Below are 16,645 nucleotides of genomic sequence, written 5' to 3'. Positions count from 1 at the left end.
GTTAATATTAACAAAATATAATAGTAAAAATGCCGTAACCTGAGTTGTAAGATTAAATTGTTTTTTTGAGATAAAAATTTTTTTATGGAAAACAACAATGATTTAGGCAGAAGAAGGTTTCTTAGAAATTCATTCTTGGCTGCCGGAGGAATATTCATCGCGCCCCTTATTGAAAGCTGCAGTGACGACGATAAACCGGAAAACAGCGGTGCACCCGACGGACTGAAAAATGAAGGGTTTGAGACCGGAGTAGCCAGTTTTGACCCGACGGAAACAGGAGTGATTATCTGGACACGATATTCAGCAGGTTCAGATGCTGAAATTACCTGGGAGATCAGTAAGGATGCCACATTTTCTCAGGTACTAAGAAAAGGGCAGGCGGGGGCATCATCCGCGAATGATTTTACGGTAGCGGTAGATGTTCAGAATATTGCGTCGAATACCAAATATTATTACCGATTTTACAATGTCAAAACCAAACAGGTAACGGTTACCGGAGAAACACGCACGCTGCCTTCTAAAACAGATGTTGTAAATGACGTAAAAATGGCGGTGGTTTCCTGTTCTAATTTCCCGGCAGGACTTTTTAATGTCTATGGAGCTATTGCTGCTTCAGATGCCGATGTAGTGGTGCATCTTGGAGATTATATTTACGAATATGCGCCGGGACAGTACGGCACCAATCCTTTTACCAATTCGCTGGGCAGGGAACATAAACCCGCCAGGGAAATTATAAACCTTAGTGATTACAGAGAGCGCTACAGACAATACAGGGGAGATAAAAACCTGCAGCTTCTTCACCAGAAAAAACCTTTTATATGTGTATGGGATGACCATGAGTTTGCCAACGACACCTATAAATCCGGTGCCGAAAACCATCAGCCGTCTGAAGGAGACTTCCAGATGCGAAAAATGGCTGCTTTTCAGGCCTACAGCGAATATATTCCGCTTAAAACAGGAAAGGATCTTAGAATTTACAGAAGTTTTAATTTCGGTAACATTCTTTCGCTTTACATGATGGATACCAGAGTGATTGCAAGAGATAAGCAGATGAGTTATGCGGATTATATTGATAATGCCGGAAATTTTGACCAGACAAAATTCAGAACGGATTTGTTAAGCACCAGCAGAAAATTAATCGGAAGCGAACAAATGACCTGGCTGGGATCACAGATCAGTGCAGATACTGCTAAATGGAAAGTATTAGGCCAGCAGATCCTGATGACAAAAATGCTGATTCCTGCAGAGCTGCTGCTGCTTTTGAACCAGGTTTTAGCAGAAGTGGATTATTACGGAAGCGCACAGCCGGCCACCATGCAGGCTCTTACCGGTGCCATCTCTCAACTGGTGGTGATTAAAATGAGACATCAGCAAAATGATCCTACTTTAACGCCTCAGGAAATTGCGAGAGTTACGACCACTTTGCCTTATAATCTGGATGCCTGGGATGGTTATTTTGTTGAAAGGGAACAATTGTATGCGATCCTTTCCGGAAAAAATGTTGTGGTTTTGGCCGGAGATACTCATAATGCCTGGATGGGTAAACTTAAGGATATGCAGGGGAATTTTATAGGTACTGAAATAGCGTGCAGTTCTGTTTCATCGCCGGGACTGGAAGCGTATCTTGGCATTACGGCAGACCCTGCAAAAGCGATAGAATTGGCACAGGCATTTTCGGTACTGATCGATGATTTAGAATATGCAAATTTGTATAAACGAGGCTATGCTTATCTTAAATTTACAGCCTCCGGTTCTGAAGCAGAATGGCGATTTGTAGACACGGTAACCACTGAAACAGTCACTACGGTTACAGAAAAAAAATATACTATAGGTTAGTTGATTCAGGCAGGGATTGAATTTTTTTCGGTAATGTCCAACAACTGAATAGAAACTATACATTAAATCGGGGCAGGAGTAATCCTGTTCCGATTTTTTATATCAGATATTTGTCCCATTCCATTGCGTTACAATTGATGATAATTCATTTTTTGAAAATACCTTGCCTGCCTTCAAACACCAGACCTGATTTTAAAAAGGATTCTACATAAAAAAAGGAAACAGCACGTAAATGCTGTTTCCTTTTTTATAGTTTTTATGTGAGATACGGGATCTATTTACCGCTTGAGGCAGTAATTTTGCCTAACTGAAGTCTGTAATCCGGTCTTTTTGCATTATAAACGTCCACAAAAGTTTCTTTGTTCTCAGTGTGGGAATACACATTAAAAAAGATGCTGTTACCGTACCAGCTTTCTAAATCTGTATTGTCAGCATTGTTTTCTTTAAAGATATTGCCGCTGCACTGATTAAAGAACATCTCTTCAAATTTAATTTTCTTTAGATTAGCGTCATTGATTTCAGTTTTGCTGTCTATAAGTACTGCAGGATTAAAACCAGAAACTACACTTCTTTTTAATTCCAAAGAGGCATTTTCACCAACATAAACAGCTTCTTTAACCAAACCTGCCTGAATGTCTGCTGTAATATTTTCACTGTCGTTTAGCATTGTCATGTTTGAAGCACTAACGAATGTGGCTTTTTTGGTAAAGTCAGTTTCGTTTTTCTTTTCATAGGTTTTTACTTCCAGACATCTTGATCCATCTTTATTACTTGATAAATAAGAAGATCTCACCGCTAATGAATTAAACAATCTGCATTGGATTCCCTGCGTAAATTTAAAATCATCATTAATAGATTTATAAGATACTAACTGCGCCGTGTTTACATCACCTCCGTAGAAAGCAAATGAATCACCGCCGGAGTAACTTACCATGATATTCTCTAAAACGGTTTTATTACCCACTCCTGCAATAGTCAATCCGTTAAAAGCATCCATTCCTTTTACTTTTTTACCGGCAAATTCAATTCGTACATATTTTAATACTCCTGAATTTGAAGCGGGGTTGTTCCCCCCATATACCGTAAGTGCAGGATCAAGATCCATACTGTAAGAACCGGCACTGCCAAATTTATTGATTGGGGCATCACCAAGAATTACTACGCCTCCCCAGTCGCCTGCTTTTTTCATGCTTTGGTTTGAGGTGAAGATAATAGGGTCAGTTTCCATTCCTGCTGCCATAATTTGGGCTCCTTTTGTAATGACAAGGGTACCTTTTGAAGCAGCATCTCCAATAATTACTGTACCAGGCTCAATAGTAAGCACTGCATTATTGGTTACATATACATTTCCCTGAAGGATGTATACATTTCTTTTCAGCAGTTTTGTGTTTTCAGTAATATTTCCGGCTAAAATTTGATTCGCATCTTTGGAATCAGACTTTTGAGGCTTAAATTCGGTCCAGTTATCCAGCCAGTTGCTGTATCCTATAATTCCTTTTTCCTGCTGTGCACTTGCGCCGGCAGCTGTAAGCAGCAGGCAGATCATTAGAGTAATTTTTTTCATAGTTTGGGGCTATTAGGTATTATACATTCTTTTCGACATTCAGAAAACAAAGTATATAAACTTACAACATTTTTTGCAATCTTCGACAATCAATCTAAAAAAAATATTTAAATTTAAAAATGATAGCGCAAATTGCCCTTATGTCTCGTACAAATATAGACAAACAACTTGGAGTCTGCGGAGGATTTACTCATATTTAACATGGGAAAGAGAAAACTTAACAGTGCAGTTATTATTATTTTTAGCTTGTAAGGAGTGCGGGACCTCAAAGCTCTGAAATATTTAGAACTACTTCATTGATTATCAATAGCATTAGCAGCTAAGAATGTTCGTAAGAATTCCAAAAACTCAGACTTGCAATTCTGCCCACTTTTGACAGACACTTCTATTGATAGTTGCTGTTTATGGTATATTTCTCCTCTCAATATCCTGCAATTCCGGTTTTGCATCAGTTTTGAATGACCATTTATAAATAAGGGCTGTCTAAATCAGATAAATAAATTTCCTTCTTTGAAAATCTAAAATCTTGTTTTATAGCTAATTCCCACGGTATATTTCCGCGTGAGTCCATCAGGTCTGATATCACGTACAACAAAAGGTGTTGCCAGTGATAATTCAATGCTTGATGCGTTGAGATTATACGCAGTAATAAGGTTGCCGTTAATGGTTAAGCCTTCTGAACCGGAAATGGACAACCTCTTGCCATAAATATCTTCGTATGTGTCTTCGCCAAGATGATAGATAAATAAAAGATTGGGTTTAAATGTAATTTTTTTGGTTTTGATGGTGTAGATTGTGCGAAACAACATATCGGGTTTCCTTTCAAATAAATTCGTAGTCGGAAAATCATCTGTACCTGAATATTCTGCGAAGTAAGAATTTGCGTTGATGTTAAAAACAGGAATTTGTACAGCCATATTAAAGTCAAATTTTTTATAGCTAAGGTTAGCTGCGCCCAAAAAATCAAAAGTACCCAGACTGCTTTGGTAATCCAGTGGCAAAGGATGGTTGTTGATCTTTAAGTTAGCACGATTAAATGGGATTTTTGCACCTGCCGTATAACTCCATTTAAAAATCTTTCCGCCGGACGGGTTATAATTAACCAGTAAGTAGGCATCACCTATAGAACCGCGTTTGCCAAAACTCCCACTTGCAAAAGAAGAAGTGATTTTTACGGCGGCGTCCCACCTTTCATTAAAATTTCGGGTATACGTAACAGCCGGAGAAAAATATTGTGTGTCTGATTCTCCTGCGCCTAAAATGGTAGTAACTTCTATTTGATTTTTAGCAGTCTTATCAGGGTTTTCATGTGGTGTTCCTATACTACATATTCCCGCATCACTGCAACCCTGCGCTTGTATGATTTGAAAAAAAAGTGTGGAAAATAGAAATGAGATAAAATACTTTTTCATAAGGACATCATTTTACATTAAGTGAGGCAATAGCGAAGAGGTGGTTGTATTGTTGGCAGTTAATTAATACATATTTATAGGTATTAAAATCTACGCCTTTCGGGATAAGGTAGGTTTGCGACATGCCATTTCCCAATGCACCCAGGTTAATGAATTCATTCGGTTTTTCGGAGGTGGAAAGGTAGACTTTCAGATCTGGTCCGCTCGAAATGGAAAAACCTTCCAGCGAAACTTTGTATTGTGTCCCATCCAGATATATACCAGCCTTGCCGGTAACAGCAATTCCTGATGTTGGTTTAAATACTCCGGAATATTGGAGCACTGATTCCGGGAGTATAGGAGCTGAACCAACTTCCGTTTTCGTGAGTTCACCCTCAGATTCGCAGGAAAGTATGAGGAATGAAACTGCCAGGGATAAGAAAATATATTTCATGTTACGTATTTTTAGTATATCAAAATTAGAAGACTAAAAAATAAGTATTTGTCAGCCATCTTACATTTAATTGAAAATTAAATGAATAGCTTTACTAGAGTCTTTTTTTTGTAGGTGTAAATCAGAAAAAAATACAGGTAGAAAAAATATTTGTACACATTGAAGGTGGTTCTTTTTGGTTACCCAATGTAAAGTATCCCGAAGTTACCGGAATTGATGCTTCTTCAAATAAAACAATTACGGAGAGAATGTTGTTGAAATGATATAGCTTAAAGTAAATTAACTTTAAAGATTTTTGATTCATTACTCATGCATTGCAATAAATTTTGTTTTTTTACTTCTATAAAAAAATGAAAACACCAAGCCCTCTCAACTAAACAAAAATCGATGATAAGAAAGTTTTTTATAACTATTAGTTTTGCATTTTTATTTGGCTGTCAAAATAGTAGTATTCCAGCATTGAAAGCTCCTACAGTACCTCAAAAAGCTATAAAATTAGAAAAGCATGAACATGAAAATAAGACGGAAGATAATGAAGTTTATAGTGCCTTTACGGTAGAAATTCCGCCAAAATATCCCGGTGGCATACAGAAGTTCCAGGCTTTTATAAAGAGAAATTACGTTACTTCTCAAGAAATAATTAAAGAAGAAGCCTCCGGAGGAGTTTTTGTTAGTTTTATAATCGAAAAAGATGGTTGTGTTTCCCATATAAAAGTTCTGCATGATTTTGGTTATGGTTCGGGAAAAGAATTAGAAAGAGTTTTAAAATTATCTCCAAATTGGATTGCGGCAATCAAAGATGGAAATCCAGTAAGATGTTTGTACAGCATACCTTATTATGTTCAGTAATTGAAAGAATTTAAATAATCTCAAATATTTGATAATTTGGTTTTGTATTTGTTATAATTTGGCAAATCTAAATAATGGGCTTAATTTAGTCCCAAACCTGCTGTCGTATCAGTACGTTGTAAGCAATTGCACAATTACCCGTTAGAAAATAAACTTATGAAAAAAATCCTGACTTTAATGATTATTATATTTGTTAATGTATTATCTGCCCAAAATTCTGAAGAGTTAAGTCCTTATCAGAAAGTGTTATATACAGTAGACAATATTCAGGTTGCCCCAGAGTTTACTGGAGGGGAAAAAAAGTTTGATGAATATGTAAGAACTAATTTTACAAACTCAAAGGGTATAAAAGGAACTGAAATTTCAGCAAGTTTTATTGTGGAAATGGATGGAACAGTAAGTAACGTTGAAATTATTAAGGCTGATAATGTTGGGTCTGGAAAAGAACTTAAAAGAGTTTTAAAAATGTCACCAAAGTGGCTTCAAGGAGAACATGAAGGATATCATGTCAGAACTAAATTAAAATATACTTTTAAAGTATAACGACTACTCAAAACAGCTAGCACAACGGATTTGGGCAATAGGCTTAATGGTAAGTTGGTTTTGTGTGTTATATGATTTACTTCGTCTATTCGCTTTGCTCGGAATAGGGCTTAATTTAGTTCCAAAGCCGCCGTAGTATTAGAACGTTATGTATAACTTTAAAAAACATTACAAATTAAATTATGACAAAAATTAAAGAATTTATCTACTTATATTTTAAAACATTCATAATTATTTTCTCAATTTTATCATTGACTAGTGTTACTCCATTTTGGTGGATTTCTCTACTTTCAATAATTTTCTTTATTTGGAATATATTCAATAAGAAAGAGAAACTAAGTTTGTGTATAATTTTTCTATCACTCACAGTTTTATTAAATATCTTCAACTTTACTATCCTTATACCAGCGAAAAAATGGGGTGACAAGTTACAAGCTGAATGGAATAAAACAGGATATGATTCTGCTTGGTTAAGTAATGCGCAAGAATCAATAAATATAGCTGATAGGGCTATTGAAGATTTTAAATTGAAATATGGAACTTATCCCAATTCCTTGAGTGATATAAAGGAATTTTTTATTGATAGTCATGATCGTTCATATAGAATTAAACAATCTGACGGACAAACAAATGGCGTTACATTCTTCTATGAAAAGCTAGATTCTAATAAGTTTTATCTTGCTGGTGTAGGTAAAGATGGTTTAATAAAAACTGATGATGATCTGCTTCCTCAAATATCAAAAGAACAAAAAAAGACAACAGGTTTGGTTAAATATGAGATTAAATCATTCACGCCACAAGAATTGGACAGGGAAAGGAAAGTATTAGAGATGCTTAGAAAGGCTAAAAAACTTGATAAAATATTTAATAAATAATAAAAAGCTACCCCAGCTCTGCGAAGTGTTCTTTATTTATAAAATATGCTGATCGCTGTGCGAAGTCTCCGACTTCGTACCCACTCCAGTGATCCACAAAAAGAATGAAAAAAAAATTGGAACGGAATGTAGCAACGGGTACGAAGTCGGGAGACTTCGCACAGCAAGGAGTATTACTAACTAATTAATTAATCTGAATTTATTCATGTCATATTTAGGTCTTTTTTTTAGAAATATGTTAGTTTTAGGAGCATTAAACTTAGTAAAGTAAGTCTTTCTGTTTTCATCATGATATTCGACAAGAAAAACTGTTTTTTTTAATTCATCATTGAATTTAACAGACAATTCATCGATTGAATCTTGTGCTGTCATATTTCTGCCAAATTCATACTTCACTTTAATGATTTTTGGCTTGTCTATTGTTAAAGGATCTAATGAACTGGTATTATTTTGAAATTTGAGATGATAGTTATTTTCTACATAAATATTTACATTGTATGCGTTATTAATGGAGTTGTTACGAATAACGAGATCGTAAGAACGATCAAATTCGTAATGATAAATACCATTTTCTTCAAACACATAATGTCCTTGATTATTTTCAGGACTAAGACCTGGTGCCATTATAATTGGACCACGATTACTTCCAGTTTGTTGTAATTCTACTTCCACGATCGGTCTAACTTTTTCGCCAAAAATTTTAGCCCCTAAAAAGCATATAAGACCAATTACTGATACAGAAAGAAGAATAATTGCCTCCCAATTCCAATTATCACTTATTGCCCAAATTAGTCCTCCTACAATTCCAACTATTGATACAAGTAATGTATTTGTGTCTTCGAATATTCTTTTCATATTGTATTAATTAATGTAATTAAGGAGATTATTATTTGAGCAAATTTAGAAATATTATCACGGGAGTTCCATAAAAATTCTCTGTTTAAAAGAGCATTTATTACCTTATTATTTGTTATAGACGAAAAATACACCTCTCATTGAATTAGGAAGAGTGGCTTTAGTTAATTGATCAACATTATATTCACTGTGAAAATCTTTAGCAAGAACTTTTAAAATTTGATCAAAAAAGTACAGCGGGTTTTCGTGCATAATGTTAGCATTGAATGTTTAATTATTTATTCTTCTAAAACTTCTGATGGAGAAGGTAATTCCAAATCTTTAGCTACAGTTTCAATATTTCTAAAAAAATGAAAAGTGAGAGATCCTTTACCATAACAAAACACATTAAAACTATGATCTACTAATTCTTCAATTTTTAAATGATCTATAGGTAATTCCTTTGCTTGTTCCGTGTCCAAAGGCCTACCAACTACTTTGTCTAAGTAATAATGATATAGTTTAACTGCTTCTTCTTGAGTATACATAAATTATTAATTTTTACTATTTATCAAATATACTTAAATAATAAATCCTCTTAAATAAAGAGGATTTATTTATTTTTGTATTAAAAAAGTAATTTCCCCGCTCTCCAAAGAGTTCTTATGGAAAACTGTGTGAATGTTTCGTGACTTCGCATCCCGTAAAATAATATATTAAAACAAAAAAAGAGACTCGAAAGCCTCTTTTTTGTTTTAATATATATTCAACAAATAATTATTTGTTGATTAATTTTTCAAGCCTTACCATCATCTCCTCTTTCTCTTTCAACATCCTTTCATACAATGCAATCTTTTCTTCATGAAGTGAAATCAATTTTTCAATTGGATGAATATTAATTGTTCCGTAATTAAATGAATTACTGAAAGCGTGTTCTCCAAAAGTATTAGAAATAATATTTATCGCCTGCTCTTCATCAAAATTCTGAAAAGCTTCAACCGGAATTTTTAATACAGCTGAAATTTGTTTCAGCAGGCTGTCTTCAATTACATCTTTCTGCTCGAGCATCGAAATTTTCTTTTGGTTCCAGTCTGCGCCCAGATCATAAGCTAATGCTTCCTGCTTTATGTTAAGCATTTCCCTGAAGCGTTTTACGTTTCTTCCCTGATGTATTTTCTGTTCCATAATGCGTATCAATTTTTCTGAAGGCTCAAAGATAAAGCGATTTTGCTTTAAAAATCCTGAATTTCAAAGATAAAAAAATATCCCATAAAACCTTCTTTTTGTCAGAATATTATAGCTGTATTCCGGATAGATTATATTTTGGAAGAAGAGAGCTTCGTTGGTAAATTTTAAGTCTCATCAGTATGAAAAAAATAAGATACCGGTATTTGCTCGTTCTTCGAAGTGTTATCATGAAAAGCTGCGCAGTATTTTGCGCTTTTCTCAGTACTTATTTATTTTATGAAATGAAAAATAAGAGGTCAGTAAAATCGCCAATCCCAATAGGGCAGATAGAGAAGAAAGTAAGGAATCACCGGAGGCCAGGTGCGCTATAAATCCTGAAATCATTGTTATGAAAAAACCTGCATAAGCCCATTCTTTTAAATAGCCTCGTCGTACCGGAAGTAATAAAACGAGTACACCAATAATTTTAAAAATGGCTAATTCTATGCGCAGATAATCAGGCAGCCCAAAATGGATACAAAGTTGCTTTGCTTCTTCAGTTGTTAAATAGGCATAAGCATTTTTGATCATCCAAAGAGAAAAAAGTCCCGTTGATAGTGTATAAATTATTTTTTGTGATTTCATTTTAAATTGTTTTGAAGTTACAACGCAAAACTAATATGATGAAAAGCTTTTGGGCGATAACATTTGTTATCAAATTTTACAGCTGTTGTTATGCCCATTTGCTTTTACGTTCACTCGCATTTGGATTTTATAAAGATCCAATGTTTCTTCAAATCTTGTTTTTCTCCTGTTTTTTTCCTCTTATTTTATTTTAAATTTTTTAATACCGGAATAAGTATTTCTGTCTTGAGACGGTGCTTATAATCAGGAGAAACATATTCAAAAAGTATAGTGCTTTCGCGATTCACAACAAAAACAGAAGGCACTGGTAAGAAATTAGTGTTAATTCCATTCGATTTTATATAAATTACACTTTTGCGGTTTTCCGGAGCTTCAAATGCAATTCCCATAGCTTTTATCAATTCTCCTTTTGAGTCAGAAACTAAGGTGTATTTTAGTTTGTCTTCCTCTTCTGTCACTTTTAAATTTTCAGGAGAATCGGGACTTACCGCAATAATTTGATACCCCATATCCAGAATTTCTTTTTCGGCTTCAGCCAATGCCTGCAAATGTATATTACAATAAGGACACCACCCTCCACGATAAAAAACAAGAACTGTCTTTTTCTTTTTAAGCAGTTCTGAAATGTTCACATCTGTATTATCTGATAATTTTAAAGTAAGGTTTGGAATCTTTTTTCCTATTATCAGGGGAGTGATATCATTTGCAGATTTAGCAATGGTGTTCTGGGCATTAGCAACCGAAGTGAGGGTTACTAAAAAAATAAAAAGCAATTTTTTCATAGTATATGGTTTTACATCTTTTTTGATGATGTAAAATTATTGTACTGTGAAAAAGTGAAATGTCAGCTAATTTACACTTATCCCGAAATAATTAATATTGGGTACGATCGGGAATGATAATTTCTTTTCTGTTGCAGGGCAAAAGGGCAATATTAAGGTTGAAAACCCAGCTCTGCGAAGTGTTCTTTATTTATAAAATATGCTAATCGCTGTGCGAAGTCCCAGCTCTGCGAAGTGTTCTTTATTTAAAATATGTTAATCGCTGTGCGAAGTCTCCCGACTTTGTACCCACTTCAGTGATCCACAAAAAGAATGAAAAAAAATTGGAACGGAATGTAGCAACGGGTACGAAGTCGGGAGACTTCGCACAGCAAGTGCCAAGACTTCGTAGAGCGGGTTAGGCTTTAAAAGTTTTGAATCGGCCATACTAACATTGAGCGGAATTGAGTGCATATGCTTCGCAAGAATCAGATGATTAGACCAGGGATAACTATGTTTAAATCATTCTGTAAATTGGCTTGCTAACTTTTAAATCACCTAAATTCTTATATTTGATTTTGATAGATGCGACAGAACCCTTCTATCACTTTAACCTAAACATAAAATACAAAAATTACTCGTTTAAAATACAGAAAAACAAATCTAAATCCTCTACCCGAAAGTTCGATAACTACACATTAAACTTCCACATCACTTGCAATTTAAATGCGTTTCTTATCATTACTTTACTATCTTTAGCCAAAATCTGAAATATGCGAAAACTATTACTTTCACTGTTATTGCTTCCTTCTTTATTTCAAGCGCAAAATGCAGCTAGTGCCGATCCGGGATTTATTCCTGCTACGGTTTGGAATAATTATGAAAAACAAGTCAACGATATGGCGCTTCAGTCCGACGGCAAAATTGTCATTGCGGCTACCCAATATAATTACGATACGGGATGGACGCGAACCATAGAACGACTCAATGCAGACGGTTCGAGTGATGCTGCTTTTAGGGTATTGACCGATAATACGGCAAATACGCATAAATGTCTGATACTGATACAGTCCGATGGCAAAATTATATTGGGCTCCCAATTTACCGTAGCAGGTGTAATCAAACCTATGATTCGGCTGAACACCGACGGTAGTATTGATACAACCTTCGACACGCCAGCTTTGCCAGCGTCTTCTTATATTTACTGTTTGACCTTGTTGCCAGACGGGAAGCTACTGGTTGGAAATGACTCTTCTAAAAAACTGCTTCGCCTGACCGCTGATGGTGCTTTAGATACCACTTTTTATGATGAGCATCCCGAAATACAGTCTTGCAGGGCCGTATTGGTATTGCCAGATGGCAAGTTGATTGTAGCCGGCTCAATGTTAGATCCAGGAGGGGCGGTTACGTACTACAATATTGAAAAACTAAATGCCGACGGCACAATAGATACGACATTTGATATCAGCACCAGTTTTATAGGTCGGAATGGTTATACGTCTTCATTGGCATTACAGCCTGACGGAAAAATACTGGTGGGCGGAAGGTTCGATACATGCGACGGAAACAATTCTAAGAGCTTAGCACGGCTGCACCCCGACGGAAGTTATGACAACACATTTACATCTCCAATATATGACACAGAACCTGTGGTAAATGACATTTTGGTGCGACCTAACGGCAATATCCTGATTGGAGGTAATTTTAGCGTGAGCAGTATTTATGGTATTGCTATGCTGTTACCAAACGGTTCAGTAACTTATTCTTTTTCGCCATCGACGACTGGTACTAGCATTAGGATTACAGAATACTCGGAGGTGCGCAGGGTCTTGCAGCAACCTGACGGTATGATCTTGCACTGTGGTGATTATGGAAATATTGGAGGTCAGTCTAATAGGACCAACATGATTCGCTTGCTCGGTACTGATAGCTACCTTGTAAACGGCTATACCCGACTTGACATGCAAAATAATGGGTGTACCGATACCGATCCCGGATTTACGTATCTTAAGTACAAACTGGTGAACGGTACGAACCAAAGTTTTTATTATTCCAGTTCCAATGGTTACCATGGCGTAATGCTCAAAAATGGCACAAGTGTTATCACGCCTATACTTGACAATCCGACTTGGTTCAGCGTTTCGCCATCAAGTATCAGTCTGAATATGCCATCGGCAACGAATTATGCAAACCAGAATTTCTGTGTGACCGCAGTGGGAATCCACCATGATTTGTCGGTTGTAATAGTGCCAATTGACAGAGCGAGACCAGGTTTTGACGCCTATTATAAAGTTTTGGTTAGGAACAATGGCAATCAAACGGCAACAGGTACTGTACGATTTACGTACGATGCCGCTACGGCGGAATATATCCAAAGTACCCCTTTGGCCGCAAGCGCAGGTTTTGGCTCGGTGACATGGAATGTTGAGGGTTTATTGCCGTTATCTGAAGTTAAATATATTGTAAAACTAAACTTGAACACCCCTACCGATACGCCACCACTGAATGCCAATGATGTATTGAAATTTTCAGCAGAGGTAAACATTGCTCAAGACGAAGTTGTGACGAATAATGAAGCGACATTGGAGCAAACGGTAGTAAATTCGTTTGATCCTAATGATAAGATTTGCCTCGGAGGTGACTATGTGCGTCCGGAACGTGTAGGTGATTATATGTATTACCGCATCCGATTCGAGAATTTGGGTACGGCATCGGCGCAAAACATTAAGGTGACCGATATAATTGATACCACTAAATTTGATATCGCTAGTTTGAGTCCAGTAGACGGTAGCCATCCTTTTACTACCCGCGTGATAGAAGGTAATCAGGTCGAGTTTATGTTCAACAACATACAGCTTGGGTTTGCTGATGAGAATAATGATGGCTATTTGGTTTTTAAAATTCGTTCATTGGGTTCGCTTACAGAAGGTGCTGTGCTAGAGAATACAGCTTCGATTTATTTTGACTACAATCTCCCTGTTGTGACGAATACTTCGGTCGTGAGGGTGCAGACGTCTTTGCATACTATATCATTTGAAACGATTAAATTGGCGCTTTATCCTGTTCCTGCGGGCGATATGGTATTCATCAGTATTCCCAAACAAGTTAATGTTCAGTCGGTAACAGTGTATAATCTTTTAGGGCAGTCGGTACTTGAAAATGTAACACCCGGACCCCAAGGTGATGTGAATGTTACAACACTTGCTAATGGAAGCTATTTAATGCGGGTGAGGACGGAACTGGGCGATGGTGTGATGCGGTTTGTTAAAAAGTAGGTAGTGGGCGTAGTTGGTACTCCCTAAGGGATGACAACGAGATGACAATAGGATCTCTGCTGGGGTTATGTAAGCTAACTGCTTGTGGTTCTGTCGCATCTGGTAATAACTTTTATCTTTAGAATTTTAAACCGATCAAAAGATGAATACTAAAGGTCATTGTTATCCAAAATGCATAATTCTTCAGGCAGTATATTTCAAACTAAGATTTACACTTAGTTATCGGGATGTTGAAGAGATCATGAAAATGCGCGGAGTTCATGTTGATCATGCTACTATTCAACGCTGGGGCTATAAATTTACACCTTTCATCGAGTTAGAAATAAAGAAGAGAAAAGGCACATTGGGGACGAGCTGGAGATTGGATGAGACCTATATTAAAGTAAAAGGTATATGTTGTTATTTATATCGAGCGGTAGATATAAATTAGGTACTACGGTTGACTTTCTTTAAATCATTCTGTAAATAGGCGGCCTGACTTTTAAATTACTTAAAGTCTTATATTTGATGCTGGCAGATGCGACAGAACCTGCAAAAACCTTGTTAGCAGAAGTTTTTTATTTTGAATTTATTTTTTCTAAAATCTTCTTACCATTCTCATTTTGAGGATTTAGCTCAATCGATTTTTTGTACATTTCAATAGCTTTTGTTTTATTTTCCATCTTTAGTAATGCTTCACCATAGCTATCATAAGCATTCCAACTTTCTGGAAATAAAAAAACAGTAAGCTTAAAGATTTCCAATGCCTCTTTTGGTTTGTTGACTAAAAGTCTATATGCCCAGTCATTAATTTCGTTTTCTTGTAGATTGAAATCGGGATTATTAATACTTTCTTTTTTAACAAAATCTACTGCTTTATCATAACCTATTTGATTGAGATTTTTTCTAAGATGGGTTATTGCATCGCTTCTTATGATTTCTGGATTATAAACTCCAGCAAGTTCTTCTAAAAAATCTTCAGGATTACTTCCACCTAAATTTGTAAAAACAATTACTGCCAATTTATCATCTGGATAAACTAAAAACGCAGATCTTCCACCACCTGACATTCCAACCGCTTTATGTTTTTTACGAAGTTTTGCAATTCCCCAACCTCGTGTCCAATTGGTAGGTTTTCCATTGTTAAAATTGGCAGGTGACCACATTAGATTTAGAGTGGAATCATTCTTTAATAATTTCTTATTTTGTAAAGCAATAATCCATTTCGCCATATCCTCTGCTGTGCTATTAAGACCTGCTGTTGCATAACTGAAATCCGGAAATACATAATAATCATTTATAAGTTTATCTTTTACAAGCTTTTTCCCATCTAAAAAGTTACGGTATTTATAAGTTGGCGCATAATGAAGTATTATGTCTCTCGAATCGCCAAATAATGTTTGTTTTAGGCCTACAGTATTGAATTGCTTCTCTTCTAAGAAATTTTGAAATGATTGACCACTTTGTTTTTCAATTATTTTACTTAATAAGTAATAATTGGTTTGATTATAGCTGAATTGGCTGCCTGTTTCAAAATCTAAAGGAGTTGTTTTTAATTTCTCCCAAATATCATTTTCATTTTTAAATGAACCTGTGTTTTTGTTAAAAGCATCTATGAGTTTTAGAATATCTGGCAAGCCGGAAATGTGTGTTAACAATTGTTCAACTGTTATTTTTTGCCATAATGGAGGCAAATAATCTAAGTATTTATTAATTGGTGCATCTAATTCAACTTTACCTTGTTCTACCAACTGCATAATTGCTGTGGCTGTAAAAACTTTTGTATTAGAGTTAATAGGAAAGATGGTATTGTTTTTTACGGGAATACTATCTTGGATGTACGCTAGTCCGTAAGATTTACTTAAAACTATTTTATCATTTTGAACAACCGCAATTTGTAATCCCGGAATGCGTCTTTCTTTCATTTCCCGATGCACAATATCATCAATACTCGAATTAATATTTTGTGCGAAAGAATTTAAGGATAAGAATAGAATTGTAATTAGAATATACTTTGTCATAGTTAACTTTATTTATAAGACAACTTATATTAAATTTTGTTACAGTGGGTTGGTCTAAAATTTCTGCTAACGTCAGTCTGTGAAAAAACTTCGGTTGTATTATCATCAAATATAACAAAATACTTATATAAAAATAAGGTTGTTCTTGTTTTTAAGAATGCAAAATATCACTGGTATTTCCTGTCAACAAATGCGTTTTTCAAGTTTAGAAGATACTATAAGTGCCGATAATCAGGTGCGATTTATAGATGCCTTTGTCGAATAAATTTACATCTCTAAACCCGATGACAATTTAACCAGCTCTGCGAAGTGTTCTTTATTTAAAATATGCTAATCGCTGTGCGAAGTCTCCCGACTTCGTACCCACTTCAGTGATCCACAAAAAGAATGAAAAAAAATTGGAACGGAATGTAGCAACGGGTACGAAGTCGGGAGACTTCGCACAGCAAGT

Annotated in this window: 14 protein-coding genes and 3 pseudogenes; 8 read left to right on the top strand and 9 right to left on the bottom strand. The window is 35.6% G+C overall.

Translation table 11 applies throughout. The features are described 5' to 3' along the window. Positions 1 to 84 precede the first annotated feature (84 nt). Positions 85 to 1,836, top strand: coding sequence for an alkaline phosphatase (locus GJU43_RS21870; protein WP_154343970.1), 1,752 nt, complete (start codon positions 85 to 87; stop codon positions 1,834 to 1,836). A gap of 274 nt (positions 1,837 to 2,110) precedes the next feature. On the opposite strand, the gene GJU43_RS21865 is transcribed toward GJU43_RS21870, so the two are convergent. From GJU43_RS21865 to GJU43_RS21855, 3 genes are all read right to left on the bottom strand, one after another. Continuing rightward, positions 2,111 to 3,400 (bottom strand): hypothetical protein, encoded by a 1,290-nt coding sequence (locus GJU43_RS21865; protein ID WP_154343968.1) that lies wholly within the window; start codon positions 3,398 to 3,400, stop codon positions 2,111 to 2,113. Between the two features lie 518 nt (positions 3,401 to 3,918). Next, positions 3,919 to 4,812 carry a hypothetical protein gene (locus tag GJU43_RS21860; RefSeq protein ID WP_154343966.1) on the bottom strand — a complete coding sequence of 298 codons (894 nt, stop codon included), beginning with the start codon at positions 4,810 to 4,812 and terminating at the stop codon, positions 3,919 to 3,921. A gap of 7 nt (positions 4,813 to 4,819) precedes the next feature. Then, on the bottom strand, positions 4,820 to 5,245 hold the full coding sequence (locus GJU43_RS21855) for a DM13 domain-containing protein (protein WP_154343964.1): 426 nt from the start codon (positions 5,243 to 5,245) through the stop codon (positions 4,820 to 4,822). Positions 5,246 to 5,364: 119 nt separating this feature from the next. Between GJU43_RS21855 and GJU43_RS23135 the strand changes: the two are divergent. The 4 genes and pseudogenes from GJU43_RS23135 to GJU43_RS21835 all read left to right on the top strand — a co-directional run. After that, positions 5,365 to 5,508: pseudogene (locus GJU43_RS23135) on the top strand (DUF4833 domain-containing protein); the annotation flags it as partial. Between the two features lie 124 nt (positions 5,509 to 5,632). Next, positions 5,633 to 6,094 (top strand): energy transducer TonB, encoded by a 462-nt coding sequence (locus GJU43_RS21845; protein WP_154343962.1) that lies wholly within the window; start codon positions 5,633 to 5,635, stop codon positions 6,092 to 6,094. A gap of 156 nt (positions 6,095 to 6,250) precedes the next feature. After that, a complete protein-coding gene (locus tag GJU43_RS21840) occupies positions 6,251 to 6,637 on the top strand; it encodes a hypothetical protein (protein ID WP_154343960.1) in 387 nt (128 codons plus the stop codon). A 182-nt stretch (positions 6,638 to 6,819) separates the two neighbouring features. Then, the gene (locus tag GJU43_RS21835) at positions 6,820 to 7,512 is read left to right on the top strand and encodes a hypothetical protein (RefSeq protein WP_154343957.1); all 693 of its coding nucleotides are present in this window, start codon (positions 6,820 to 6,822) and stop codon (positions 7,510 to 7,512) included. A gap of 180 nt (positions 7,513 to 7,692) precedes the next feature. Here GJU43_RS21835 and GJU43_RS21830 read toward each other — a convergent pair whose 3' ends face one another. The 5 genes from GJU43_RS21830 to GJU43_RS21810 all read right to left on the bottom strand — a co-directional run bounded on the left by GJU43_RS21830 (position 7,693) and on the right by GJU43_RS21810 (position 10,940). Beyond that, positions 7,693 to 8,367, bottom strand: coding sequence for a hypothetical protein (locus tag GJU43_RS21830; RefSeq protein WP_154343955.1), 675 nt, complete (start codon positions 8,365 to 8,367; stop codon positions 7,693 to 7,695). Positions 8,368 to 8,645: 278 nt separating this feature from the next. After that, positions 8,646 to 8,894, bottom strand: coding sequence for a hypothetical protein (locus GJU43_RS21825; RefSeq protein ID WP_154343953.1), 249 nt, complete (start codon positions 8,892 to 8,894; stop codon positions 8,646 to 8,648). Between the two features lie 229 nt (positions 8,895 to 9,123). Beyond that, positions 9,124 to 9,531, bottom strand: coding sequence for a helix-turn-helix transcriptional regulator (locus GJU43_RS21820; RefSeq protein ID WP_154343951.1), 408 nt, complete (start codon positions 9,529 to 9,531; stop codon positions 9,124 to 9,126). 261 nt (positions 9,532 to 9,792) lie between these two features. After that, positions 9,793 to 10,158 carry a DoxX family protein gene (locus tag GJU43_RS21815; RefSeq protein WP_154343949.1) on the bottom strand — a complete coding sequence of 122 codons (366 nt, stop codon included), beginning with the start codon at positions 10,156 to 10,158 and terminating at the stop codon, positions 9,793 to 9,795. Positions 10,159 to 10,343: 185 nt separating this feature from the next. Further along, the gene (locus GJU43_RS21810) at positions 10,344 to 10,940 is read right to left on the bottom strand and encodes a peroxiredoxin-like family protein (protein ID WP_154343947.1); all 597 of its coding nucleotides are present in this window, start codon (positions 10,938 to 10,940) and stop codon (positions 10,344 to 10,346) included. A gap of 752 nt (positions 10,941 to 11,692) precedes the next feature. Here GJU43_RS21810 and GJU43_RS23255 point away from each other — a divergent pair. From GJU43_RS23255 to GJU43_RS21800, 3 genes and pseudogenes are all read left to right on the top strand, one after another. Beyond that, a pseudogene (locus GJU43_RS23255) lies at positions 11,693 to 12,082 on the top strand (delta-60 repeat domain-containing protein); the annotation flags it as partial. A gap of 45 nt (positions 12,083 to 12,127) precedes the next feature. Next, positions 12,128 to 14,194, top strand: a complete 2,067-nt coding sequence (locus GJU43_RS21805) for a T9SS type A sorting domain-containing protein (RefSeq protein WP_229655112.1) — start codon at positions 12,128 to 12,130, stop codon at positions 14,192 to 14,194. Between the two features lie 142 nt (positions 14,195 to 14,336). Then, a pseudogene (locus tag GJU43_RS21800) lies at positions 14,337 to 14,615 on the top strand (DDE-type integrase/transposase/recombinase); the annotation flags it as partial. A 136-nt stretch (positions 14,616 to 14,751) separates the two neighbouring features. Here GJU43_RS21800 and GJU43_RS21795 read toward each other — a convergent pair. Then, positions 14,752 to 16,194 carry a serine hydrolase gene (locus GJU43_RS21795; RefSeq protein WP_154343941.1) on the bottom strand — a complete coding sequence of 481 codons (1,443 nt, stop codon included), beginning with the start codon at positions 16,192 to 16,194 and terminating at the stop codon, positions 14,752 to 14,754. Positions 16,195 to 16,645 lie beyond the last annotated feature (451 nt).

It is taken from the genome of Flavobacterium sp. LC2016-23 (genome assembly GCF_009674775.1).
Taxonomy (GTDB): domain Bacteria; phylum Bacteroidota; class Bacteroidia; order Flavobacteriales; family Flavobacteriaceae; genus Flavobacterium.
Note: the sequence above shows the minus strand (reverse complement) of the source record. Positions and strands in the feature narration are given on the sequence as shown.

Bases quoted from the DNA above. Each gene is read 5' to 3' on its own strand.
- GJU43_RS21870 (WP_154343970.1), top strand. From the start codon at position 85: ATGGAAAACAACAATGATTTAGGCAGAAGAAGGTTTCTTAGAAATTCA.
- GJU43_RS21865 (WP_154343968.1), bottom strand. From the start codon at position 3,400: ATGAAAAAAATTACTCTAATGATCTGCCTGCTGCTTACAGCTGCCGGC.
- GJU43_RS21860 (WP_154343966.1), bottom strand. From the start codon at position 4,812: ATGAAAAAGTATTTTATCTCATTTCTATTTTCCACACTTTTTTTTCAA.
- GJU43_RS21855 (WP_154343964.1), bottom strand. From the start codon at position 5,245: ATGAAATATATTTTCTTATCCCTGGCAGTTTCATTCCTCATACTTTCC.
- GJU43_RS21845 (WP_154343962.1), top strand. From the start codon at position 5,633: ATGATAAGAAAGTTTTTTATAACTATTAGTTTTGCATTTTTATTTGGC.
- GJU43_RS21840 (WP_154343960.1), top strand. From the start codon at position 6,251: ATGAAAAAAATCCTGACTTTAATGATTATTATATTTGTTAATGTATTA.
- GJU43_RS21835 (WP_154343957.1), top strand. From the start codon at position 6,820: ATGACAAAAATTAAAGAATTTATCTACTTATATTTTAAAACATTCATA.
- GJU43_RS21830 (WP_154343955.1), bottom strand. From the start codon at position 8,367: ATGAAAAGAATATTCGAAGACACAAATACATTACTTGTATCAATAGTT.
- GJU43_RS21825 (WP_154343953.1), bottom strand. From the start codon at position 8,894: ATGTATACTCAAGAAGAAGCAGTTAAACTATATCATTATTACTTAGAC.
- GJU43_RS21820 (WP_154343951.1), bottom strand. From the start codon at position 9,531: ATGGAACAGAAAATACATCAGGGAAGAAACGTAAAACGCTTCAGGGAA.
- GJU43_RS21815 (WP_154343949.1), bottom strand. From the start codon at position 10,158: ATGAAATCACAAAAAATAATTTATACACTATCAACGGGACTTTTTTCT.
- GJU43_RS21810 (WP_154343947.1), bottom strand. From the start codon at position 10,940: ATGAAAAAATTGCTTTTTATTTTTTTAGTAACCCTCACTTCGGTTGCT.
- GJU43_RS21795 (WP_154343941.1), bottom strand. From the start codon at position 16,194: ATGACAAAGTATATTCTAATTACAATTCTATTCTTATCCTTAAATTCT.